Genomic DNA, 22,108 nt, shown 5'->3' on the forward strand with positions numbered 1-22,108 from the left:
GGGGCGGAGGGAGCTTTAGCTCCCTATTGAATTCCGCCTTTCGGCGGAATTCCGCAGGAATTCGCCTGTCGGCGAATTTGGGGTGGTTTACGTTAAACCCCTGACGGGGTTTATTCTGGGCGGGGTTGAATTGCCTTTCGGCAATTCGGGTTGTGAGGTTTGAAAGCCTTTCATGCTTTGTTTTTGAATTCCCGTGTTGCAGGATTTGATGGTGTGTTGGGTGACGGGATGTCCGCCGGTGGCGGACATGGTGGGGGTGAGGGTGGGGCCCCTGCCGGGGCCGGGGGTGCGGGGGTGTTTCGTAGCGGGGGCGTGGCTAGAGTCTGGGTTCTGTCCTCATGCCCTCTGCCTGCTAGGCAGGGTGACGGGATGTCGGGGTGGTATGTGGGCCCCTGTCGGGGCCGGGTGGGCAGGGGTGGGGTTGACGGTACCGGTATGGCGGTACGTGTCCGGGAGCCGCCGCCCCGTTCCGGGGCGCGGCGCGGAGTGATTCCCTGCCGCCCTGACGGGCGATCCGCTCACCCTTTCTGGCACGTGTCGGAATTCCCCCGCACAGACAGGCCAGCCCAGGAATTCACATACGGCCTTACGGCCGAAAATGCAGGGGATAAAAAATACCGACAGATGGGGCGCAGAACCTGCCCGAATAATTCCCCACACCGCCACCTAACATCCCCTCACCAACAATTAAACCTGACGGTGCATCACAAAATGCGAAAGGATCAGAGCGCCGCCGGAAAGGCAAAACAAAGGGGTGGAAAGAACGGGGCAGAAAAGGAAAAGGCCCCTTTCGGGGCTGTTTTCCGGTTGGTTTCACATGGCCAATTCGGGCTCCTGTACGCCTGGTTCGATCTTACCGTTGGCTCAAATCATTCGACTCAAAAAAGGCGGCCACCCTTTCCCTGAGAGAGTAGAGTTATCTATGTCGGAAAGCGAGGCGGCAACCTCGGCTCCCGACTTCAACCCACCACATCAGGCAGCTTCTTGCTGCCCTGAGAAGAAGGAGTTCTCATGCGCTTCTTCACGACGCTCGATGAGGCGTCGGCACACATGGAGTCAGAGATTGACCGTCCCTCCGAGGTGAGTGCACGTCAGCTGGACAACGGGGTTCAGCTGACAGTCCGTCCCCTTTCGTTGCTCGACGGGGCGTTCACCAACGTCTACGACGTGAGCTGGAAGCAGGAGCGCGGCGCCGCATCGGTGTCTGTCTCGGCCGGGGTCAGTCCGGTTCACGCCATGGCCGGGGGCGCACTGGTTACGGCCAGCTGCGCGTTCTTCTTCCTGGCGGACCGGGCGTCTGCCGTACCGCGCCAGGCAACGCTGAACCTGGCGGTCAGCAACGCGCGGGTGCTGAGTCTGCCCGTGACGGACCGCGAAGCGCTGGTATGCCAGGCTGGCCGCCTCTCAGTCACGCACGTGCCTGCCAGCGGGCAGCTCACCCTCAACGGCACTGCCCTGCACTGGGAAGGCTCGCGCACCGGGCGCAGCGCGGACTGCTACGTGTACGGCAACGGCAACGCCGAGATCGTCCGGGAACCGGACGCGGTCACCGGTACAGCGCGGGTGCTGGTGGAACGGTCGCTGTTCACCCAGGCCCTCCCCGGAGGCAGGGACTGGGTAGACATCGGTTTCCGGGCCATCCCGCTCGGCCACTTCGTCTCCTCGCCAATGGCACGTGGCGGGAAGCTCGACATCTTCACCTCGGACTTCGTCCTGCGCTGCCCCGCTTCGCTGGTGCGTGGCGACGGAACCGACCAGGTGCAGATCACCAGCATCGGCCCCCTTTCGGGCGCCTGCCTGCCGGAGGCTGCCGTGTCCGTCGGGCCCGCCCTCGACGCCGCCGACTTCACCGGGCACCCCGTCAACCGTGACCTCTCCCTGGGCGACAACCCCGGCTTCACCGACCGGCGCATTGCCCGCATGGCCCTCTTCGGGACAGCGGACGGCCACACACACCTGAGACTGTTCGACGGCCGCCCCGGATCGGCCACCTTCCCGGGCGTCACCCCAAGCGAAGCGGCCGAGAACATCGCGTCGGAGACAGACATCAAATGGGGCTGCTTCCTCGACGGCGGCCAGACCGCCAAGCTCTGCACCACGCACCAAGGACGGGTGACCGGCCACGGCAACCGGCACTACCTCCGGTGGCCCAAAGACAGTGACCGGTCAGGGTTCCTGTGGGTCCCTGACCAGGGACGACCCGTGGGCAGCGTGATCACCCTCCGATAACGGGACCGGTGGTGCCCAGGGACTCCCCCGGGCACCACCACCCGGCAGTGGGCCTGCCTGCCCGATGGCTGCTCCGTGGCGGGGACGCTGCGCCGTGCGTGCCGTCAACCCCCTGGCGCGCAGCGCCCGGACCGGGCCGCAGCGCAGCGGAGAGCCCGGCACGCGGCCAGGCGGTACGGGGAAGCGAAGCGGACCCGAACCGCCGAACGGCACACACGGCGCAGCGCCCCGCCCACAGAAAAGAAAGAGAGAAGATCACCAGCGCGCCCGCCACGCGGGCGCTCTCACCCCGTGCCGCGCCCACTCGGCCAGTGAGCACAGGACGCCACAAAGACTTCGCTGGCCACCAGTCCCTCCAACGGGTGCTGTGCAGCTCCTGGAGCAGGTGCGCGCTTCCCGGTGCACAACCGGCGTTCGCACCGCAGGTCGCACGCTGAGGCCATCGTGCCCAGCGTCATCACCACGCTTCTGGCGACAGACGGAAACTGGCCCCGCGCCGGGCTTCTGCCTCCGTGAAGAGATCCGTCCCCCAGTCAGTCCAAGGCCGCGGAGCCACGTCCCACAACGAAGGGCCAGTGAGGGGTACTCCGGGCGCCGACGGCTGCTGGCCGTGGCCAAGTGCTCGATACCCCGCTCTGGCGCCCGCGGCAGTGGGACACTCAGCGCGCACAGGCACTGGGGAGGGCGCATGGAACGGGACCTCGACGGCTATCTCGCACCCGGTGTCGGGGGCGACCGCCGCAAGACCACATGGGAACCGGAGGGATTCGAGCTGCTGAAGCGGGTGATGGGACCCGGCTGCGGCTGCCCCTGCCGCATAGCCCATCCGCACTACCTGGCCGACGCCTGCGACCTCGAAGGTGAGGCCTCCGTCGCGCGTGTCGGCATCGGCCAGCGAGGCACCGGATATGCGGCCATCCCTCTGTGCGCCCCGTGCGCCGCTGCCCAGTTGTACGACCGCAAAGAAGAAGCCCGGCGCGACGCGGCGGCATGGCGATCGGGAGCCAACACATCCACCGCCCTCGCCGGCATCACTGCCATCATCGCCGTTGTCACTCAGTCCTGGACCGCGGCCGGCATCGCCGGCGGACTCGCACTGGCCTGGCTCACAGCTGACTTCGAACACCGTCGCCTGATGCGCACAAAGCCCTGAGCAGCGCACCAGTGGCTACGTAGGTCATATGGAGAAACGGTTGTTGCCGGTTCGGGGAACGACCGCGGACGGCTGCTGTGGGAATTGTCGGCGAGAAGCAGGAACAGGGTTCATGCGTGTCGCGCGACGGCAACTCGCAACGGTGGATCGCTGGCCGGATCCGTGGCCTTGAAGCGCTTAGGAAAGCACCCACTGGGGTGGGTGTGTGGGGTCGGCTGGGCAGGTGAAGACGTGCAGGTCCCGGTCCCGGCCGAAGCGGAGTCGGGTGGGATCGGCAACGGAGGCTCTGCCCCGGACCGAGGCCATCCCCTGCAGGGACAGGTCGCGGTCTTCCAGCGGTACCAGCTGTGCGAGCCGGCGTCCATCTCGTCGCCCCCAGCGGTCAGCAGCAGCTGCATCGGGGCCGCGCAGGACGCGCAGCCGATGTCCATCGGGCCCGTCGACGCCCAGCTGGGAAAGCCGCCGACCCGCCAGCCGGGCGGGATCGACAGGCCGCCCTGGTAGCTGGAGGCGTCGCGGCCGTGCTTCGCTGTCTGGGCGTCGTCCCAGGCGTCGATGAGGGCGATCAGCGCGGCGGGCAGGGTGTCGTCCTCCGCCCAGGGATAGGTGTCCACCTCTTCGGGGTGCAGGACGCACGGCTGGGGAAGTTCGTGCTCCCATCGCAGCAGGGGTACTTCGGGCGGAGCGGCAAGGAACCGATTCGCGCGCTCGGTCTCTGCGGCCTGCCGCCACCGCAGGTGGTAGCGGCGCTCCAGGTAGCGACCGTGGGTGAACGGGCAGCGGAAGAGCTGCACCAGGTCCGCGCCGTCAGGGCCGGCCGCCAGGCCGCGGACGTCCCGGCGGAAGATCTGGGCAAGCCCCACGAACGGCACCGGTCCCTCCTCCCCGGGCGTGCCGACGCCGGGCCATGGCCGGCTCTGCGGCCACGTGCCCGAGACCCGAGCGCTGCGGATCTCGTCCGGCACGTACCCCTCGGTCTCGGGCTGGTGCGGTTGGCGGCAGACCGGCCACGGCTCGCTGTCCGGCCACAGCATCGGCCCGCCGACGTGGCTGTCGCACATGCCGGGCCGCCCCGGCCTGGGGTGCAGCCGGGTCGTCCGGCCCCGGTAGGAGGCCAGGTCCGGGAACACAGCCTCCACGGATACCGGTCTGGCCGGCGTGGTCCTGGTTATGCGAAGACCGTACGTCTCTGGGAAGACGCCACGCGAACAGCTTGCCGCAAGCCCGTCCGGCAATGACACACGACGCCTGTACACGTCGGCCCGGCTTGTCTTCGGTACGTCACCCAGAGCACAGCCACGGCTCTGAAGCAAGCGCCAAGGCGTTCCCGCAACTTGGCAACATCACTTTCCGGGGCAGGGAAGCGTTACCGCTGCTGGGCGTGCCGCACGGGGACGGCAGTGGTCGCCTAAACCATCGCGGGCGCATCGTGCCGTGCAACGCGGATCGCGCCCAGATGAGCTGGGGCGCGCCGCGCGGCGAAGCCACCGGGCGCTGGCACGGCCGCGGCCGGCCGTCGCCTACTCCACTGCCTGGCCGTACTGGGCTGCCAGCGCCGCAAGGCCGGGGTCGCCGAAGGACTTGCGGAGCGTGGTGAACGCGTCGACCTTGTCGTCGCCGAAGCGCTGGACGTATGCGGCATAGCTGTCGGCGGTGAGGAATTTCGGAGGCGTGGTCTTGCTGTGGAACTTGTCTGCGTACATCACCAGCCTCTCCTCCTCAGTCACCGCGAGATAGTCGGCGGCCGGGAGAGGGAGCTGCTGGCACAGCACGTCGTGCTTGGTCAGGCCCACGCCCGTGTGGCACGAGCAGAAACGGCACAGGACCTCGGGAAGGCCGTCGCCTTCGAGGATCTCGTGCCCGAGCAGCCCGTGCCGTACGTAATTCTTGTGGTCAAGCGCGCCATTGTCGTCGTAAAGGCGGTAGACACCGATGTCGTGCAGCAGGCAGCCGGCGCGTACCAGCTCCCGGTCGATACTGCTGGCAATTCCGGTCAGAAGCTGCTCCGCGACCTGCCACACGATTTCGCAGTGCGTGAACACCAGGTCGAAAGCCTCGGACGAGGGGGCATAGCGTTCGTGGAGAGCGCGGATTTCTTCCGTCGTCGGAATACTCATTCCGGCAGGGTAGCAGCGGGGCGACCTGAAGATCAGCGACCGTTTCGGCCCGGAGCTGCGCGCCCGGGCCGAGCGGAGCCGCCCGGCCGGCAGGGGAAGTGGGGTGCGAGCAAGCCCTCCACTCGGCGCTAGGACGAGGGGGCTCGCCGCAGTGGTGCTGTGAGGCCCGCCTTGTGCGGCACCATCTGCCGCGCCGCACAGACGCCCCCCAGCCTGACCGGGCGCAGCGGGCGGGGCGAGCCGCCACCGTCGGAGAGGGTCAAGGCATGAGCGCGGGCGGCCGGCGACGGACGCCCGCTCGGTGGTCTCGCGGGCCTGACGGGCGTCTGCGAGCCGGTGCTTGAGTACCCGGCTGGCGGAGCAGGAGCTCCCCCTGGCACCCGCCACGGCACCGACCAGCCTGTGAGAGGAGCCTCCATTGCCACAGCGTTCCGGGCAGCCGGGCGACCGTGCAGCAAACATGCCCGGCACCGGGCACCTTCAGGCCGGCACGGCACACAGGGCAGCCCGGGCCCCTTTCTTCAGTAAGGTCCGGGCCGGGCCGTTGTCCCGGGCTGGGGCAGCCTCTTTGGCGCTTGAAGCACGTCGGGGTGATTACGGCGTAATCACTGGCGGCTGTCGGGGGCTGCGTGCCAGTTGTGGGTCGGGCCCCTGCCGGGGCGCTGGAGCGTGAGGGTGCGGGCGAGTGGGCGGGCCCTGTTGCGGGCCGGGATGGGGCTGGGCAAGGGGGTGCAGGGGCGGGGCGCCTGCCGGCGCCTGGGCAGCCGCGGTGCCGGGTCCGCGCCGGGGCGGTTGCGGCCGTCGCCTGGGGAACACGTCCGGGCGGCGGGGAAGGCGCGCAGGTGCTGTGCTGCCCAGTTGGGGGGCTGCCGGGGGGAGGTTGACCCTCTGGAGCCGCATGGAGCACAGTTAGCTGTGTCGGTTGTTGCCGGTGTGGTGATGGCCGGCAGGAAGCACCGGTGAAGGTGACGGCCCAGGGCGGCAACCCCGGCCGAAGGCCTGCCGGCCACCGGCTCCAACCCACCACGGGAGGGAGTGCCGTTCAGTGTAGGACGAGAGAGCGAGGTTCCGGCTGTGACCAAACCAGCGTACCCGCGGCAACGGGTCCATGAAGGGCGCACCGTCGTCAGCCGTGACTGGATGACGGAGCACACCGGGGCGAGCCGGCCGACGGTGAACCTGTGGTACGCCAAGCGGCACGAACAGCCCGAAGACGCCCGGCATCCCGAGAAGGCCGTCACCATCGACCGGGTCGACTACTACGACCTCGAGGCCTTCGAGACCTTCCACACCGCGCTGCAGCAGCGCAAACAGCGGCGGCTGCTGGCCACCGACGCCGCCCTGTACGACGGCGACCCCGGCGACCTGGTCTCCATCAACCAGGCAGCCGACTGGTTCGGGTTCGCCGGTCCCGGCGTCATCCGCAAATACCTCACCGCCAGCCCCGGCTACTTCCCCGAGCCCGCCGGAACCGTGCAAGGCCCCAGCGGCCGCCCCATCCCCGCCTTCCGCCGCAGCGACCTGCAGGCCTACGACCAACGGCGCACCGGCGACAACACCAGCGTCTCCGGCCGCCCACCCGGCACCCGGCAACGGCGCGGCCCCACCCCCCAAACCCAGGCCCGCATCAACCAGGCCCTCACCTACCTCCAAGAACACGGCGGCTACCACCGCGGCGCCGCCGCCCACCTCGCCGCCCGCCACAACGAACCCACCTGGAAATGGGAACGCGCCGTCAAACACGCACGCACCCAACTCACAGCACAGCAACAGCAACGGCACACCTGACACCAGCCCCGCACAGGGACGGCCGCAGACCGTCGGAGGCTCCCCCTCGACAGGAACCTTCGCCACGAACGGTCCCGCCCCAGCCACCGGACCCGGAATACCGGCGAACGCCCTCCCCCTCACAGCACGCTGAGAAATGCGCGAACCGTTGCGGCATTCTCGACCGGGTCGGCCGCGTTCAGATCGATCTCCCAGGTCACGCGATACTCGGGCACGGTTCGCCTTCGGCAGGCGAGGCGGAGAGCGCCGGCCGACGGCGCAGCACAAGGCACTCTCCGGCGTGGGGCCGGCCGTTGGCCGGCTTGGGCGCAGCCCCCGTTGGGGGCTGCCCCGCCGGGCTGAGGCCGGCCCCTGACGGGGCCCGCCGGTCGGGACGGATCCAGCATCACCCACCCCCCAGGTGGTTCTGCTGGTTCTGTTCGAGCACGAGGATCGTGACATCTGTTGCCACTCCGGCTGATGAAAGCCTCCGGATAGACCGGTGCACGGCCTCAGTGCTTGCGGTGGTGGCGGTCGCGTGGGCGTCGAGCGGATGTCTTCACGCGACTTGGTCCATGCGAGACCTACCCAGAGAACGGCGGCGCTCGACGTTCTCGCGGCCGCCACCACCGAGGCGGAAGTTGACGGGCCCGCGAGAGTCGATCGGACGCCCGTAAAAGGCCTGGCCTCGACGCCTCCTACCAGAGCGGCGGCGATCGCCCCTCGAGCCCGTCAACAACCGTCGGCTTGATCACTCGTTGGAGTTGGTGGTGCGAGCCCTCCGCACGGTGACCTCTTGAAATACCTGAGCCGGTTCGAGCTCCCGAGTAGACCGAGGCCCGTGAGGTGAGCTGGTGCCACGAACACGGCTGATGAGGTGTCGGACCAGCCCCGGCGGCTGAGTCCTGGAATTAGGTCGCTGCGTGGCCCGCATGCGCTCGTGACCAGCGCAAACACCCGCGCCTGAGGGAGGGAACAACTTGATCTATTGCGGAATCGACTGGGCCGAGCGCCACCACGACGTCGCTCTAGTCGACGACAGCGGCGAGCTGCTCGCCAAACGGCGTATTACCGACGACGCTGTCGGCTACCAGCTGCTGCTCGACCTGCTCGCCGAGTACGGCGACACGGAAGAAGCCCCGATCGCGATCGAGACCTCCCGCGGCCTGCTGGTCGCCGTGCTGCGGACCGGCAGGCGCCAGGTCTTCGCGATCAACCCGATGGCCGCCGCCCGCTACCGCGACCGCCACTCCGTCTCCCGCAAGAAATCGGACCCCGGCGACACCCTGGTCCTGGCGAACATCCTGCGCACCGACATGCACGCCCACCGGCCCCTGCCACAGTGGCATTAACGCTCTGATTCGGCTCCACTTTCCGGCTTGAGTTGGCCCCACCCCCGGGGGCGTACGGGAGCGTTCGGGGGTTGTTCCGGTCTGATCTGGCCCCACCGGGCGGCGGGCGGTGGGACGGTCGTGGCGGGCCACCGTGTGGGGGCGATGCCGGATGGAGTTGTCGAGGGAAGAGCTGTTCCTGCGGATCCGCCGTGACTCGTGGCAGGAGGGGCTGTCGATGCGGGCGCTGGCCCGCAAGTACGGCGTGCACCGCCGGCTCGTACGCGAAGCCTTGGCGTCGCCGGTGCCCAGGCCGCGGAAGACCCCGGTACGGCCCTCGCCCAGGTTGGATCCGTTCAAGAAGACGATCGACGAGTGGCTGCTGGGGGACTTGGAAGCACCGCCGAAGCAGCGGCACACGGTCCAGCGGATCTTGAACCGGCTGCGGCAGGAGTGCGGGGCGGAGATCGCCTACACCACGGTCTGGGACTACGTCTCCCGTCGGCGTCGGGAGATCGCCGAGGCTGCGGGGGCGGCACCGGCGGCGGGGTTCGTGATCCGCCACAACCAGCCGGGCATGGATGCCGAGGTCGACTTCGGTGAGGCATGGGTGGATCTTGCGGGCGAACGGACGAAGTGCTTCGTCTTCGCCCTGCGTCTGGCCTACTCGGGCAAGGCGGTGCACCGACCCGTTGACCGCACTATCGGCGTGTCCTACGTGTTGGCTCGGTGAGGGCGAGGAGTCTCCGTTCGGGATGTTCCCGACGAGACGGAGACGTGATGGATCACGCTGCGGTGACGGCGGAACGCGAGGTGACTGGGCTGGTGGTGGCCCGGGTCGGCAGAGTGGAGGCGACCGGTGCCGCCACGCTGCCCTGGGTGGTTCTCGACGGGGCGGGCCGGCCGATCACGCCGGCAAACGAGTTCCTGCGGGAGTTGCTGGCCTGCGGCAACACTCCAGCTTCCTGCCGTTCCTATGCCTTTGACCGTCTGCGATGGTTCCGCTTCCTCGCGGCAGTGGATGTGGAATGGAGCCGTGCGAAACGAGTGGACGTACGCGACTTCGTCCTTTGGCTGCGGACGTGCCACAACCCGGCGCGGGACCGGAACCGACCGGATGCACCCGTGCCGGGATCGCTGAACGCGCGCACCGGCAAGCCGTACCTGAGGTCGGGCTATGCTCCGGCAACCATCAACCACGCGGTGTCGGTGCTGGCGGCGTTCTACGACCACCATCTGCAGACCGGGCAGGGGCCCGTGGTCTCCCCGGTGCCGCCGCAGTCCCGTGACGGGCGCCGGCTGGAGGCGCATCACAACCCGTTGGAGCCGTTCCGACTGCACCGTCGTGGCGCCTACCGGCAGAAGCAGGCCCACCGCGAGCCCCGTGCTGTCCCCGACGATGTCGTCGAAGACCTGTTTACCTCGCTGGGCTGTCACCGCGACCGGGCACTGTTCTCCATGTTCTTGTCCAGCGGCGCACGGGCCGCCGAGATGCTGGGCATGACGATCGGCGACATCCACCCGGGCGAGGGCCGGATCTACGTCCAGACCAAGGGCCTCGGCGGGGCGAAGGAAACATGCCCGGCCTCCCCGGAAGCCTTCGCCTGGCTGGCCCTCTACCTCGGTGACCTGGCCCAGGACGGCCACCGGCCCGCCCCGGACGAGCCGGTGTAGTGGACCCTGCGCGGACGGACGCGCCCGCTGACCTACACCGCCCTGCGAGCGGTGCTAAACCGGATCAACGCCCGGATCGGGGCAAACATCACGCTGCACGACCTGCGACACACCCTGTGTCTGCGCCTGATCGAAGACCCGGCCGTCACCCTGGTCGACGCCCAGCAGGTGATGCGCCACCGGCGCATCACCACAACCAGCACCTACCTACGGCCCAGGACCGACGAGGTCATCACCAAGGTCCACGAGCACTACACCCGCCCCAAGCCGCCGCCGCGGCCGCTGACCGGCTGGACGTATGACCCGAACGACCTCGCCGATGTATTCGGAAACCGCTGATGACCCGGCACGGGCGCGTCGCCCGCACCCCGCCCAGCCCACGCGACCCCGCCATCCTCACCACCGTGCTGCCCGAACCGAGGAGCACGACCCGTGGCAGCGGACGGGAGAAGGCGCATCGCGATGAACTGGCCCGCCTGGCCGAGAACTTGCTGATCGAGCCAACCGGCCGCAACCTGTGGCGCCAGCGGCTCTCGCTGACGCGCATCTTCGACTGGCTGGAGGGATTCCCCGCCGACACCTGGCAGGACCGATGGCTGCTGAGCGGTTCCGACGAGCTGGGCTCCGGCTGGGGACCACAGGGACTCAGCGCGGGCACCCGGTCGCGTTTCACCGCCGGTCTCGGCACCTTGATCGTCCTCCAGGCGATCCGGCCCTCCTACAGTTGGCTCTTCGGCAGCCGCCTCCTGGGCGTCTACGACGCCTACCGTCGACACAACCAGCCGGCGCTGTTCGCGGAACTCGCACAGCACGTCGGCGGACAGCGCTGCGACGAGCACGCGACCGATGCCCTGAACGTGCTCACCCGCATGAGCATCGCCACCGGCAAGGACCTGCTGGCTTTCGACCTGGAAGACCTCACCGACTACGCCCGGGCCCGTCGGGCCAACGGCCGCACGGTGACGGCTCTGCCCCTCGCCTACGACATCCTCCGCTCCGTCGGCGGGCTCAAGGACTCGCCGCCGACCCTGCGCGAGGCCCAGGCCCGTGGCCAGCTCACCCCCGCCGAGCTGATCGACCGCCACCCCATCACCAACCGCGCGGTCCGCGACGTGCTCGTCCACTACATCGCCGAGCGATCCGCCGTCCTGGACTACGGCTCCCTGGTCAACCACGCCCAGATGCTGGCCGACCTGTTCTGGGGCGACCTGCAACGCCACCACCCCGCGATCTCCTCGCTCAATCTGCCCGACGAGGTCGCCCATGCCTGGAAACAACGCGTCCGGGTCCTGCCCGACGGGCGACCGCGCCGCACCGCCCACGCCGTCTTCCTGGCCGTCCGCTCCTTCTACCTGGACCTCTCACAGTGGTCGATGGAAGACCCGGCCCGCTGGGCGGCCTGGGCCGCACCCTGCCCGATCAGCGAGGCCGACATCCGCGGCTACATCAAGGAGACCCGCCACCGGCAGGCACGGATGCAGCAGCGCACCCGCACCCTGGTCCCCGTCCTGCCGCAGCTCGTCCGCGCTGCCGAGGCACGACTGCAGCACGCCACGCTCCTGCTACAGGCAGCCCGCTCGGCGACACCGGGAGAAGAGTTCACCGTCGAGGGCTCGCGCTATCGACGCACGGGCCGCAACGGCAGCCACTGGCGCCCCACAGCACTGTTCCTCGCCCCGGTCGACGAGTCCGGCCCCCGGTTCGATGCCGAATGCGAGGAGAACAACGCCTTCTGGACCTGGGCGAGCATCGAGGTCCTGCGACGCACCGGGGCCAGGATCGAGGAACTCCTGGAGCTCACCCACCTGAGCCTGCGTCAGTACCAGGCACCCACCGGCGAAACAGTGCCGCTACTGCAGATCAGCCCATCCAAGACCGACCGCGAGCGCGTCATCCCCGCCGACCCGGACCTGGTCGCCGTCCTCGCCCGGATCATTCGCCGCATCAAGGGCACCGGCGAGAGGGTGCCGCTGCTGACCCGGTACGACGGCTACGAGCGGGTCTTCGGGCCGCCGCTGCCGCACCTGTTCCAGTGCCTGTCCCAGCACCGGCTCCAGGTCATCTCCCCAAACCGGATTCGCGAGCTCCTCACAAACCATGCGATGCGGGCCGGCATCGTCGACGTCGACGGGACTCCGCTGAGGTTCACGCCGCACGACTTCCGCCGAATCTTCTCGACCGAGACGGTCAACGGCGGCCTGCCAATCCACATCGCCGCGAAGCTCCTTGGCCACCTCGATCTCAACACCACTCAGGCTTACGTCGCCGTCTATCCCGAAGAGGTGATCCGCCACTACCGGCAGTTCATCGACCAGCGCCGAACCCACCGTCCCAGCGAGGAGTACCGAGAGCCCAGCAACACCGAGTGGCAGGACTTCCGTGACCACTTCAGCCTGCGCAAGGTCGCGCTCGGTACCTGTGACCGGCCTTATGGGACCCCTTGCCAGCATGAAAACGCCTGCGTCCGCTGCCCGATGCTCCGTCTCGACCTCGCCCAGGTGCCCCGACTGCTGGAGATCGAAGCCAACACGCATCAACGGCTCGAAGAGGCCCAGAGGATGCAGTGGCTGGGAGAGGTCGCCGCCCTGAAGGAGAGCCTGCAGCACATCAACGACAAGAAGAAGCAGGCCGACCGCCTTCGGAGGCAGGCCCGGCGGGGAGAGAGCGGACCCGGCTCCCTCAGCTGAACAATCACATTGACCAGCGTGGGCGAGATAGAGATCGTGAGCCCATGACGGACAGCACATGGCTCAACCGCGGTCACCAGCTCATCCCCGGCAAGGAGGTCTTTCGCAGCGAGCGCAGGTTCCACCTCTTGGCCTACACGGCGAGCCACGGCCAGCTCCTGATGCGGAGCATCGGCCGGCCCGACGAACCCGGCGAGCCCGAGACAACGATTGACCTGCTCTTCAAGCCCGCCGCCGTGGTGAAGATCCGTGACGACTACCGCGGCTTGGCGATCAGATGCGCGACCGCGGCCGAGAGCGAGCAGGTCAAGACCGACCACGCCAGCATGTCCTTCAGCCGGGACGATCGCGTCTTCGTTCTGGAGAGCCAGGGTGAGTCCGACTACGTGGTCGCCATGGCCGTCGGTTGGAGGGAAGGGGTGCTCGGCCGCACGCAACAGAGCTTCTTCAACGACTTCTACCCCGACAGGCCGATCTGGCCCAGCCAGCCGCTCTCCGGGGTCGACGCTGGCCTCAACATCGCCTCGTCCCAGGAGCTCATCGACGCACTGCTGGCTGAAGACAACGCCGCGGTCCGCCGCGAGCGTCACCGCCGCGTCTACGTCGTTATGACGCGGGTGATCCGCTCCGACGGGCCCGACGTCACCGGAGCGGGCGTCTTTCTGACCAGAGCCGACGCCGAGGACGCCCTGGCCGTGATCACCGCAAAGTCAGTCGACTGCTGGATTGAAGAGCTCCCGATCGCGATCTGACCAGGATCCGCTCAGGCGCTGTCGGCGTACGAGTTGAAGTGCAGAGGCAAGTACGAGTGAACGTGCAGAGCTGTCTGCAGAACGCGGTCCTGTGCTTCCTGACCGTAAGGCATGATCGCGGGTATGGCAGAAGCAAATCTGGATCAGCTGGCACAGTCGTGGGATGAGTTCAGGGCCATGCCCTTTCCCCAGGGCTTCTACCTGCGAGAGCCCGAGGGTGAGTGCATGGTGATGATGGACTCGACGCTCGCTGGTTGTATCTCGTCGGCCTTGGACGGCCCTCTGGATGACCGGAACCGAGACATCCTGCAGGGACGCATAACGGTCCTTGGAACGATCCTTCCGTCCATCGCCGATGACGAGTACGCCACCGAGTACTTCACGCACTTGCATGGGACTGCCGTGCTGGCCGCTGAGGTCGATGGGGCTCGAAGCAAGTAGTGCTGGTCAGACCGGTCAGGCGACCCCAGCTACCGGCTCAAGAACCGCCTCACCGCCATCGAAGGCGGGGCTGGCGTCGCCTGACCAGGCTCCCGTTGGTCTCGCTCCTGGCGATCAGCGGGGTGTTGTCTCAACTGACACTCGAACTGAACGGTGTCGGAGCCGGGCGGCTATGAGTTCCATTTCGACCAGCGTCCCCACCAGCCCGGTTGTCGCCAACTCATCTGCCAGGGTCCTTGCCTGCGCGAGTGTCAGGTCATGCACCTCTCGAAGAGCACGCAGGACGGCCACCGGACTCGCCTCGGGCTCTATCAGCCGGAGCCGAGCAGGTCCGTGTTCGGCCAAGAGCGCCTGACGGATCTCCTCTGGGGTCTCACGGCCGCTGTCCTGCTCGCACCACCCGACGGGGCATGTCCGGCAGGCCCCTTCAGTTCCCCACCACAGGCGCCCACGGTCGATGAACTGGCCGATGTTTCGAATCAGCACACCGCCGCAGGCCTCACACGGCGCTGCGATATTCACGCCCTGGCTGATCACCTTGCTCCTCGTTGTCGGCCCCGACCCTGGATGATCAAGCAGATTCTCTCAGGAATCAGCCTGATGCACTCTGCACGTTCATCCGTACCTGGCTCTGCACGTTCGTGGCTCTGGCAAGATTTTCGTAGGCGTGAGTACGCCGACAGGCGCCCTCGATAGTGCAGAGAAGCATCACCACCTCGTGCGGCCAGGAGGCTTTCCTGGACGGCCACGTTCACGCTTTCCGCACGCTGGGCGGGGTTCCGGGCGGTCAGATCCGCTATGACAACCTCTCGCCAGCGGTCTCCCGGGTGATCCACAAGAGCCGGTCACGGGACGAACACCCCAGGTGGACGGAGTTCCGCCAGCACTTCGGGCTCACCCCTTTCTACTGCGAGCCGGGGCTTCGCGGTGCCCATGAGAAGGGTGGAGTGGAGGGTCAGGTCGGCTATTTCCGCCGCAACTACCTCACGCCCGTTCCCCGGGTGGGCTCGCTGGACGAGCTGAACGAGTCCTTCGCCGAGTTTGAGCGGGCGGAGGAAGGCCGGCGGATCGGGATGCGGATCCGCACGATCGGCCAGGACTTCGCCCACGAGTCCGTGCTGCTGATGCCGCTGCCGCAGGATTCCTTCGAGACCGGCGTCGTGTTCACCCCGCGGGTGGACCGCTACGGGATGATTGCGGTGAGGGTCTGCCGCTACTCGGTTCCGGCCCGGTTCATCGGCCGCACCGTCCGAGTCGTGCTCCGCTCCAGCGACCTTGTTGTCTTCCACGGCCGCACCGAGATCGCCCGCCACCCCCGCCTGACGGCGAAGGGCGCCGAGCGGGTCGTCCTGGACCACTTTCTCGAAGTCCTGCTGGCCAAGCCCGGCGCGATGGCCGGCTCCGAGGCCCTGGACCAGGCCCGCCGCGAGGGCACGTTCACCGCCGCCCACGAAGCGTTCTGGGCTGCGGCGAAGAAGGCCGAGGGCGACACCGAAGGGACCAAGCAGCTGGTCCACGTGCTCCTGCTGCACCGCCACCTCGAGCACCGCGATGTGATCGCCGGAATCCGATCAGCCCTCGCGGTCGGCGCCCACACCGCCGACATCGTCGCCCTTGAGGCCCGCAAGGCCGCTCAGAGCGATGGCCGTTCCCCCACCGTGACGGTCACCGGGCCGGCACCGGCACTGCCCGGGCCGGAGCCCAGCGAGGTGGTCAGCCTGAACGCCCACCGGGCCGTCCGCCTCCCCACCGACCAGCGTCCCCTGCCCGCTCTCGACCGCTGGGACCAGCTTCTGAACCGCTCCAGGAAGGACGCGCCATGACCGGCCCGCACCACAACCTGACCGAGACCGCCTCCGACGCAGCGATCGACACAGCCTGCCGAGTCCTGCGGCTGCCCACCATGCGAGCCCAGTTCCCCGACCTCGTCGCCCGCGCCGAACGCGAACGGCTCTCCTACCGAGGGTTCCTGGCCGAGCTGCTGATGTCCGAGTGCGAGGACCGGGACCGGCGACGCTCGGAGCGACGGATCCGGGCGGCCGGCTTCCCCCGCCAGAAGTGACTCTCCGACTTCGACTACAACGCCAACCCCAACGTCGTCCCGGCTGTGGTCAACAACCTCGCCACCTGCGACTGGGTCAAGAAGGGCGAGCCGCTCTGCCTGATCGGGGACTCCGGCACCGGCAAGTCCCACCTGCTGATCGGCCTCGGGACGGCCGCGGCCATGGCTGGCTGCCGCGTCCGCTATGCCCTGGCCGCCAAGCTCGTCAACGAGCTCGTCGAGGCCGCCGACGAGAAGCAACTGTCCAAGACGATCGCCCGCTACGGGCGCGTCGATCTTCTCTGCATCGATGAGCTGGGCTATCTCGAGCTTGACCGGCGGGGCGCCGAGATGCTGTTCCAGGTTCTGACCGAGAGGGAGGAAAAGAACAGCGTGGCCATCGCTTCCAACGAGTCGTTCGGAGGCTGGACCAAGACCTTCACCGACCCGCGGCTCTGCGCGGCCATCGTCGACCGACTCACCTTCAACGGCACCATCATCGAGACCGGCACCGAGTCCTACCGCCTCGCCCAGACCAAAGCCAACCAGCAGCGAACCTAGCGATCGCCTGGAGGCACCTGACGGGCTGCTGGTCAACCATTGACATGATGGGCTGCGGCAAGATTTCAGCTGTCTCCAGGGGGCGACGATGACGTTCAAGGCCGAAGCCGATTCCGGAGTCGCCGATCGGGATGAGTGGTCCTATGCGCCAGCGGTCGGCGTCGGACCGCTCCGGTTCGGTATGACCGTCGACGAAGTGGTCGACGCGTTTCAGGTTCTCGGCCAGACGAAGGTCAGCGATTGCCCGCACGTCCACGCGATCTTCTCGACCACGTGGAAGATCGAGGTCCATCGCCGCGGGGTGGCCTCTTCACTGCCTGCCGTCACGGCCTACGTGAGCCAAGCCGCGGGGCTGTTCTGCATCGCAGCCGACGCCGTCCACGGTCCCCAGGTCGGACACGATGGAATCCCGCTGGTCGGAAGGGACCTGTCGGAACTGGAGAGCGACGAAATCGCGCATGCCGAGGCAGTGGATGGTCACTTTCGCTACACGCCCGAGGGCTATGCAGGACCGGATGATCCCGGGGTCGTCATACGCGGGCAACGCGTCGGGCAGGTCCTGCGATCGCGCCCGTTGTTCATGGTGACGCGCGACGGCGCGAATACCGAATGGGACTCGATGCCTTCCGAGGAGTACCACCACGGTCAGTCACGACCTGACCTGGTCTGACTTGTGACGAGCGGTGAAGGAGGTCGCCGCCCCATCGTCGGCTGGGGCCACGCGAGACCGGAAGCCGGGGCCGCGGCAAGCCGGAAGGCAGACCCCCAGCCACGACGACATGGAGCCACCTGAGGCCGGAAAGGTGGGGCCAGATCAGACCGTCAACGCCACCACAGGACAGCGACCTGGCTCGCGCCATCGCCGTCCTGGCCCGGGCTCAGCAGGACGCCACCTGGAACCGGCAGCAGAACTCCAACCAGCTCCGATCTCTGCTGCGCGAGTACTACCCATCCGCCCTGGACGCCTTCGCCACCTGGCAGAACGGCCTCTGTCGGCCCGAAGCACGAGAACTGCTCAGGCTCGCCCCCACGCCCTCCCAGGCCGCGCGGCTGAGCCGCACACAGATTCAGGCCGCGCTCAAGCGAGCCGGCTGGAAGCGTGGCATCGAGGCCGAGGCCGGCCGGATCCGCGAGGTGTTCCGCGCCGAGTGCGCCCACCAGCCGCCGCTGGTCGAGGACGCGCTCGGCAAGCAGATGCTTGCCCTCCTCATCCAGCTGGAAGCCGCCTGCACGGCCGCCGACGACCTCGCGAAGGCGGTGGAAGAGGTTTTCCCTCAGCACCCGGACGCGGAGGTCATCCTCAGCTTCCCCGGCCTTGGCGTCCAGCTCGGCGCCCGGGTGCTGGCCGAGATCGGCGATGACCGAACCCGGTTCGCCGACGCCCGTGGTCTGAAGGCTTATGCCGGCGCCTCGCCGATCACCAGAGCGTCCGGCAAGAAGTCGAGCATCATCCGACGGAGGGTGAAGAACGACCGGCTCAACCATGCCGGCTATCTGTGGGCCTTCGCGGCCCCCAACGGATCGCCCGGGGCCAAGGCTCACTACCGGCGCCGACGCGACGTCCTCGGAGACTGGCACGCGGCCACCCTGCGCAACCTCTTCAACCGGATGCTCGGCCAGCTCTATCGCTGCCTCCAGGAGCACACGCCCTTCGATGAACTGGTCGCCTTTCCGGCCCCGAGCCTGGAGGCGGAGAAGGCGGCAGCCTGATCTCCAACCGTCGAGAACTCTTTCTGTCAGTACGAGATGGCATGCTCTCCCGCCATGAACAAGGAGCAGTTCTGGGAGCTCATCGCGGCGGCCCGCGACCGGGCGATCACCCCACACGACAGCGAAGCGATCGCCCGCGAAGCGACCTCGCTGCTGGCCGCCCGGCCGGTCGAGGAGATCGTCGCTGCCGAGCAGGTGCTGTGGGACCTGATGATTGAGTCCTACACCAACCCTCTGTGGGCCGCCGCCTACACCGCCAACGGAGGATGCTCCGACGACGGCTTCGACTACTTCCGCGGCTGGCTCATCGCTCAGGGGCGTGAAGTCTTCGAGCGCGTCGTCACTGATCCTGACGCCCTGGCGACACTGCCCATAGTCCAAGCCGCCGCAGCCGCCGGCATCGACCTGGAGGGCGAAGACATGCTGGTCATCGCCTGGAACGCGCACATCACGGCGACCGGTGATCAGCTTCCACCAGAGGCACCCACCATCCGCTACCCGGAGCTGGACCCTGCCTGGAACTTCGACTTCTCGGACTCAGACGAGATGGCTCGCCGCCTGCCGCGTCTGGCTGCTCTCTACCTGGAGTAAGTCGCGGCGGATCCGCACCCATCGAGAAGCTCTATGAGTGATCGCTGTTCGAATACCGCAGCCAGTGGCTTGACGAGTTGGCACCATGAGCTGTCTCTGGGTTATGAGCCCAGCGAGCTACCGAGCTGCTCCACCCCGCGTCGGCGCACCCAACGCTACGCAATCCGTGCGAAGAGGGCAGGGATTTACATACGATTCCGAGGCTGGGGTGGTGTCGCCGATGCCGGACCCTGACAAACTGCACGAGGCGAAGGCCCTCAGGGACCGTGTCCAGCCGCGCAGGGCCCGCGCCGCGAGGATGCGTCAGGCGATGCGTATGCGCATCGGGACGGCACATCCGGCCGGGGGCGCAGACCGGTCGACCGCGGTCGGGGCCAGGGGGCCTGGGAGTCGTAACCTCGGCCCGTGACCACCATCAGCCTCCCAGGCAGCGAGGATCTCCCGTGCCGGTTCGGCGAGGGACTCGGGCTGGATGATGGTGGTCATGGTGGTCTCGTCCGGGTGTTCGGCGGTTCACAGGGCCCTGACGGGCAGGGGTGCAGCCTCGGCGAGGCGGTCCAGGCGCTCGTAGAGGGCGCGGACGAGTCGGGCCCGGGCCTGGGCGCAGCGCACGGTGCCCTGCAGACCGGCGGACAGGCGTCGCTCGGCTTCGGCGAGGACGACGTCCGCGAGGGCGCGGGCAGCGTGGTCGGAGGGCAGCAGGTCAGCTGCGCGGCGGACGTCGCCAGCCACTGCGCGGCGCCGGTCAGCTGCAGCGCGATCTGCTGGAGGTCTGCCGGACGCAGGCCGGGGTCGCCGTTCCACCCGAGCACTGCCTCGGGCTGGTCCCGCCGCCGTCCGGAAGCCTACGGGCGGCTGGCGGTGCGGTCCGGTTCAGGAGCGCCCCCCGAGGGTGGGCAGGCCGGCCGAGGTCGCCCGCACGCTCCGGCTCCGGTGGGCGGCGCGCCGGTGCATCGTTCGACCACGTTGCGGTCGCGGTAGATCTCCTTGTCGAAGGCGGGTGGGCGGCCTCCGAGGGCGCCGCGTCGGCGGCGGTTGGCGACCTGGTCGCGGCGTTCGGGGATCGTGGCGGCGATGCCCCGGCGCCGCAGCAGGTGGCGGATGGCCCGGCTGGAGTAAGCCTTGTCGCCCAGCACCCGCGCCGGCGTGGTGCGCGGGCGGCCTGCGGCGACGCGCGGGATGCGGATCCCGTCGAGGGCCCGGGCGAACGCGGTGGCGTCATTGACATTCCCGGGCGTGAGCACGGTGGACAGCGGCAGGCCCCGGCCGTCGACGGCGAGATGGACCTTCGTGGTCAGCCCGCCGCGGGACCGGCCGAGGGCCTGGCACGTCTGCGAGCGGCCCGGATCTTCCAGTTCGTCCCTGTCTGCGGCCCCCTTTTGCGGGCGCCGGCGGCGTGCTGGTGGGCCCGGTTGACCGTGGAGTCGACGGCGACGGTCCACTCCACCCGGCCCACCGCGTCGTCGCGGACCTGGACGTGCTCCAGCAGCCTGGCCCATGTGCCGTCCGCCTCCCAGCGGGCGAACCGCTCGTAGACGGTCTGCCACGGCCCGTACCGCTCGGGCAGGTCACGCCACGGAGCCCCGGTCCGCAACCGCCACAGCACACCATTGACCACCTGACGGTGATCACGCCACGGCCGACCACGCCCATCCACCTGCGGCAACAAGGGCTCTATCCGCTCCCACGCCGCGTCCGTCAACTCACCTCGACCCGCCACAAGATCAATTATCAGACAGGCTCTACGTCCGCACGGGGAGGGCGGCGCAGTGGGCGGGACCCCGTTGTCAGTGGCGGGTGCGAGTCTGCGGTCGTACCGCTGAACCACCGAGGCCTCGAACGGGCCCTGACCCAGGGGATTTCCATGTCCGCGCCCACACCCGCATCCGTACCCGCCTCCGCGTCCGTCGACTTCCCCTCCGGATGGTGTGCGACCGATCTGGGCCCCTACCGCCCCTGCGAGTTCACCTACGAGGTGTACCCGCCGGAGAGCCTGCCGCCCGTCGACCCCGCCCGTCTCGACGGCCGTTTCGGCTGGTGCGGCGGGCCGGGCGAGCAGCCGTCCGAGCACACCGGGCACCTGGAGTCGCTGGGGGCGGAGCTGACGGCCCTCGGCCTGCACCTGCCCGAGGACTTCCGGACCGGCTACGGCAGCAACCGCCTGGCCCGCATGTGCGACCAGGTGTCGGTGACGGCCTGTTGGAGCGACCTGTCCGGCCCGCTGGAGAGTCCCGTCGAGGAGGGGGCCCGCCTCGTACGGTTCCTGCGGGACCAGCAGGACTGCGTCATCTGGTACCTGTACCTGCGGCCCTCGGGGGAGTCGTTCGTCGTCTGCTCGCACTTGGATCTGGAGTGGGGTTACCGGGAGCTGGCGCAGGAGGACCGAGCCGAGTTCCGCGCCGCGGCAGCGGAGTCATTGGTGCGGTGCGCCACGAGCTTCGAGGAGTTCGCCTACCGGTTCGTCGTGGAGAACGAGCTGTGGACGTACCTCAACGGGACCGGCGGGGAGGACGCGCTCGCCCCCCACCTCCGGGAGTACCTCGACCACTACTCGGCCCCAGTCTCCTGAACGGGCCGCGGTCGTGGTGCATCGGGGTGGACGGTGTCGCGTGCCGCCCTCTGGCGAGCGGGGGCCGGGGCTCTTCGACCTGGCGTAGCGGCGCCGGCACCGGGTCTTCGGAAGAACCGGAGCGCGATCGGCGAGCCGGCCCCGACGACTACTGCTCGCCTTGGGCGGGCCGGAAGCGCACGAAATCTACCTCGCCGCAGCAGCCCTCGACCATGCCCGGGCGGCGCAGTTCAACGACGAGTACCGAATCGCCCAAGCCAAGCGGCACGGCCCCGGCGACGGACCGGCCGCCAGCCCCACGGCGCCACCCGGAGCCGACACCGCCCGCGGCATGCGGGCGGTACGCGAGGCGGCCCGGCAGCAGCCCACGCTGGTCAGCTGACCCCGGAACAGACCCGCGGTGCGGAGCCGGTACCCCGCCTCGGACCGCCAGTGACAGGACCGGGACCCTTGCGAAATCACAACCGCGCCACGGCGCCGGGTGC

At 68.5% G+C, this 22,108-nt stretch carries 17 protein-coding genes and 5 pseudogenes; 17 read left to right on the forward strand and 5 right to left on the reverse strand.

The annotated features are described in order from the left end of the window. Nucleotides 1-1,011 precede the first annotated feature (1,011 nt). Both ACZ4Z5_RS17405 and ACZ4Z5_RS17410 read left to right on the forward strand, forming a co-directional pair. On the forward strand, nt 1,012-2,229 hold the full coding sequence (locus ACZ4Z5_RS17405) for a hypothetical protein (RefSeq protein ID WP_468263261.1): 1,218 nt from the start codon (nt 1,012-1,014) through the stop codon (nt 2,227-2,229). Nucleotides 2,230-2,917: 688 nt separating this feature from the next. Next, nucleotides 2,918-3,382, forward strand: a complete 465-nt coding sequence (locus tag ACZ4Z5_RS17410) for a hypothetical protein (protein ID WP_468263264.1) — start codon at nt 2,918-2,920, stop codon at nt 3,380-3,382. A gap of 110 nt (nt 3,383-3,492) precedes the next feature. On the opposite strand, the gene ACZ4Z5_RS17415 is transcribed toward ACZ4Z5_RS17410, so the two are convergent. Both ACZ4Z5_RS17415 and ACZ4Z5_RS17420 read right to left on the reverse strand, forming a co-directional pair. Continuing rightward, complete coding sequence (locus ACZ4Z5_RS17415; protein ID WP_468263267.1) at nt 3,493-4,521, reverse strand: hypothetical protein; 1,029 nt, start codon at nt 4,519-4,521, stop codon at nt 3,493-3,495. A gap of 381 nt (nt 4,522-4,902) precedes the next feature. Beyond that, complete coding sequence (locus ACZ4Z5_RS17420; protein WP_468263270.1) at nt 4,903-5,499, reverse strand: HD domain-containing protein; 597 nt, start codon at nt 5,497-5,499, stop codon at nt 4,903-4,905. Nucleotides 5,500-6,573: 1,074 nt separating this feature from the next. Here ACZ4Z5_RS17420 and ACZ4Z5_RS17425 point away from each other — a divergent pair. From ACZ4Z5_RS17425 to ACZ4Z5_RS17485, 13 genes and pseudogenes are all read left to right on the forward strand, one after another. After that, nucleotides 6,574-7,287: a hypothetical protein gene (locus tag ACZ4Z5_RS17425; protein WP_468263273.1), complete on the forward strand. Its 714-nt coding sequence runs from the start codon at nt 6,574-6,576 to the stop codon at nt 7,285-7,287. Between the two features lie 959 nt (nt 7,288-8,246). After that, nucleotides 8,247-8,606: pseudogene (locus tag ACZ4Z5_RS17430) on the forward strand (IS110 family transposase); the annotation flags it as partial. Between the two features lie 163 nt (nt 8,607-8,769). Then, complete coding sequence (locus ACZ4Z5_RS17435; RefSeq protein ID WP_468263276.1) at nt 8,770-9,330, forward strand: hypothetical protein; 561 nt, start codon at nt 8,770-8,772, stop codon at nt 9,328-9,330. A 47-nt stretch (nt 9,331-9,377) separates the two neighbouring features. Beyond that, nucleotides 9,378-10,271 (forward strand): tyrosine-type recombinase/integrase, encoded by an 894-nt coding sequence (locus ACZ4Z5_RS17440; protein WP_468263279.1) that lies wholly within the window; start codon nt 9,378-9,380, stop codon nt 10,269-10,271. Between the two features lie 27 nt (nt 10,272-10,298). Further along, entirely contained in the window at nt 10,299-10,610 is a 312-nt protein-coding gene (locus ACZ4Z5_RS17445; RefSeq protein ID WP_468263776.1) for a tyrosine-type recombinase/integrase, read from the forward strand. Further along, complete coding sequence (locus ACZ4Z5_RS17450; RefSeq protein WP_468263281.1) at nt 10,610-12,958, forward strand: tyrosine-type recombinase/integrase; 2,349 nt, start codon at nt 10,610-10,612, stop codon at nt 12,956-12,958. Before ACZ4Z5_RS17445 ends, ACZ4Z5_RS17450 begins: the two co-directional genes overlap by 1 nt. Nucleotides 12,959-13,002: 44 nt before the next feature. Next, the gene (locus ACZ4Z5_RS17455; RefSeq protein ID WP_468263284.1) at nt 13,003-13,710 is read left to right on the forward strand and encodes a hypothetical protein; all 708 of its coding nucleotides are present in this window, start codon (nt 13,003-13,005) and stop codon (nt 13,708-13,710) included. Nucleotides 13,711-13,833: 123 nt separating this feature from the next. Next, the gene (locus ACZ4Z5_RS17460; protein WP_468263286.1) at nt 13,834-14,151 is read left to right on the forward strand and encodes a hypothetical protein; all 318 of its coding nucleotides are present in this window, start codon (nt 13,834-13,836) and stop codon (nt 14,149-14,151) included. 947 nt (nt 14,152-15,098) lie between these two features. Beyond that, nucleotides 15,099-15,974 carry a Mu transposase domain-containing protein gene (locus ACZ4Z5_RS17465; protein ID WP_468263289.1) on the forward strand — a complete coding sequence of 292 codons (876 nt, stop codon included), beginning with the start codon at nt 15,099-15,101 and terminating at the stop codon, nt 15,972-15,974. Beyond that, nucleotides 15,971-16,753 (forward strand): annotated as a pseudogene (gene istB, locus ACZ4Z5_RS17470) (IS21-like element helper ATPase IstB). Before ACZ4Z5_RS17465 ends, istB begins: the two are co-directional and overlap by 4 nt. An 88-nt stretch (nt 16,754-16,841) precedes the next feature. Then, nucleotides 16,842-17,423: a hypothetical protein gene (locus tag ACZ4Z5_RS17475; RefSeq protein ID WP_468263292.1), complete on the forward strand. Its 582-nt coding sequence runs from the start codon at nt 16,842-16,844 to the stop codon at nt 17,421-17,423. Between the two features lie 161 nt (nt 17,424-17,584). Continuing rightward, nucleotides 17,585-18,463: pseudogene (locus ACZ4Z5_RS17480) on the forward strand (transposase); the annotation flags it as partial. Nucleotides 18,464-18,517: 54 nt separating this feature from the next. Next, nucleotides 18,518-19,054, forward strand: a complete 537-nt coding sequence (locus ACZ4Z5_RS17485; protein ID WP_468263295.1) for a DUF4240 domain-containing protein — start codon at nt 18,518-18,520, stop codon at nt 19,052-19,054. A gap of 303 nt (nt 19,055-19,357) precedes the next feature. Here ACZ4Z5_RS17485 and ACZ4Z5_RS17490 read toward each other — a convergent pair whose 3' ends face one another. From ACZ4Z5_RS17490 to ACZ4Z5_RS17500, 3 genes and pseudogenes are all read right to left on the reverse strand, one after another. Beyond that, a complete protein-coding gene (locus ACZ4Z5_RS17490) occupies nt 19,358-19,540 on the reverse strand; it encodes a hypothetical protein (protein WP_468263822.1) in 183 nt (60 codons plus the stop codon). Between the two features lie 27 nt (nt 19,541-19,567). Beyond that, nucleotides 19,568-19,872, reverse strand: a pseudogene (locus ACZ4Z5_RS17495) (restriction endonuclease); the annotation flags it as partial. A 132-nt stretch (nt 19,873-20,004) separates the two neighbouring features. Further along, nucleotides 20,005-20,774 (reverse strand): annotated as a pseudogene (locus tag ACZ4Z5_RS17500) (IS5 family transposase); the annotation flags it as partial. A 144-nt stretch (nt 20,775-20,918) separates the two neighbouring features. Between ACZ4Z5_RS17500 and ACZ4Z5_RS17505 the strand changes: the two are divergent. After that, nucleotides 20,919-21,623, forward strand: coding sequence for a hypothetical protein (locus tag ACZ4Z5_RS17505; protein WP_468263297.1), 705 nt, complete (start codon nt 20,919-20,921; stop codon nt 21,621-21,623). A 160-nt stretch (nt 21,624-21,783) separates the two neighbouring features. Then, nucleotides 21,784-22,005 (forward strand): hypothetical protein, encoded by a 222-nt coding sequence (locus ACZ4Z5_RS17510; RefSeq protein WP_468263300.1) that lies wholly within the window; start codon nt 21,784-21,786, stop codon nt 22,003-22,005. Nucleotides 22,006-22,108: the final 103 nt, after the last annotated feature.

Source organism: Streptomyces sp. NPDC030222, assembly GCF_055573115.1.

Coding starts and splice junctions, on each gene's coding strand:
- ACZ4Z5_RS17405 (WP_468263261.1), top strand. CDS start 1,012: ATGCGCTTCTTCACGACGCTCGATGAGGCGTCGGCACACATGGAGTCA.
- ACZ4Z5_RS17410 (WP_468263264.1), top strand. CDS start 2,918: ATGGAACGGGACCTCGACGGCTATCTCGCACCCGGTGTCGGGGGCGAC.
- ACZ4Z5_RS17420 (WP_468263270.1), bottom strand. CDS start 5,499: ATGAGTATTCCGACGACGGAAGAAATCCGCGCTCTCCACGAACGCTAT.
- ACZ4Z5_RS17435 (WP_468263276.1), top strand. CDS start 8,770: ATGGAGTTGTCGAGGGAAGAGCTGTTCCTGCGGATCCGCCGTGACTCG.
- ACZ4Z5_RS17440 (WP_468263279.1), top strand. CDS start 9,378: ATGGATCACGCTGCGGTGACGGCGGAACGCGAGGTGACTGGGCTGGTG.
- ACZ4Z5_RS17450 (WP_468263281.1), top strand. CDS start 10,610: ATGACCCGGCACGGGCGCGTCGCCCGCACCCCGCCCAGCCCACGCGAC.
- ACZ4Z5_RS17455 (WP_468263284.1), top strand. CDS start 13,003: ATGACGGACAGCACATGGCTCAACCGCGGTCACCAGCTCATCCCCGGC.
- ACZ4Z5_RS17460 (WP_468263286.1), top strand. CDS start 13,834: ATGGCAGAAGCAAATCTGGATCAGCTGGCACAGTCGTGGGATGAGTTC.
- ACZ4Z5_RS17475 (WP_468263292.1), top strand. CDS start 16,842: ATGACGTTCAAGGCCGAAGCCGATTCCGGAGTCGCCGATCGGGATGAG.
- ACZ4Z5_RS17485 (WP_468263295.1), top strand. CDS start 18,518: ATGAACAAGGAGCAGTTCTGGGAGCTCATCGCGGCGGCCCGCGACCGG.
- ACZ4Z5_RS17490 (WP_468263822.1), bottom strand. CDS start 19,540: ATGACCACCATCATCCAGCCCGAGTCCCTCGCCGAACCGGCACGGGAG.
- ACZ4Z5_RS17505 (WP_468263297.1), top strand. CDS start 20,919: ATGTCCGCGCCCACACCCGCATCCGTACCCGCCTCCGCGTCCGTCGAC.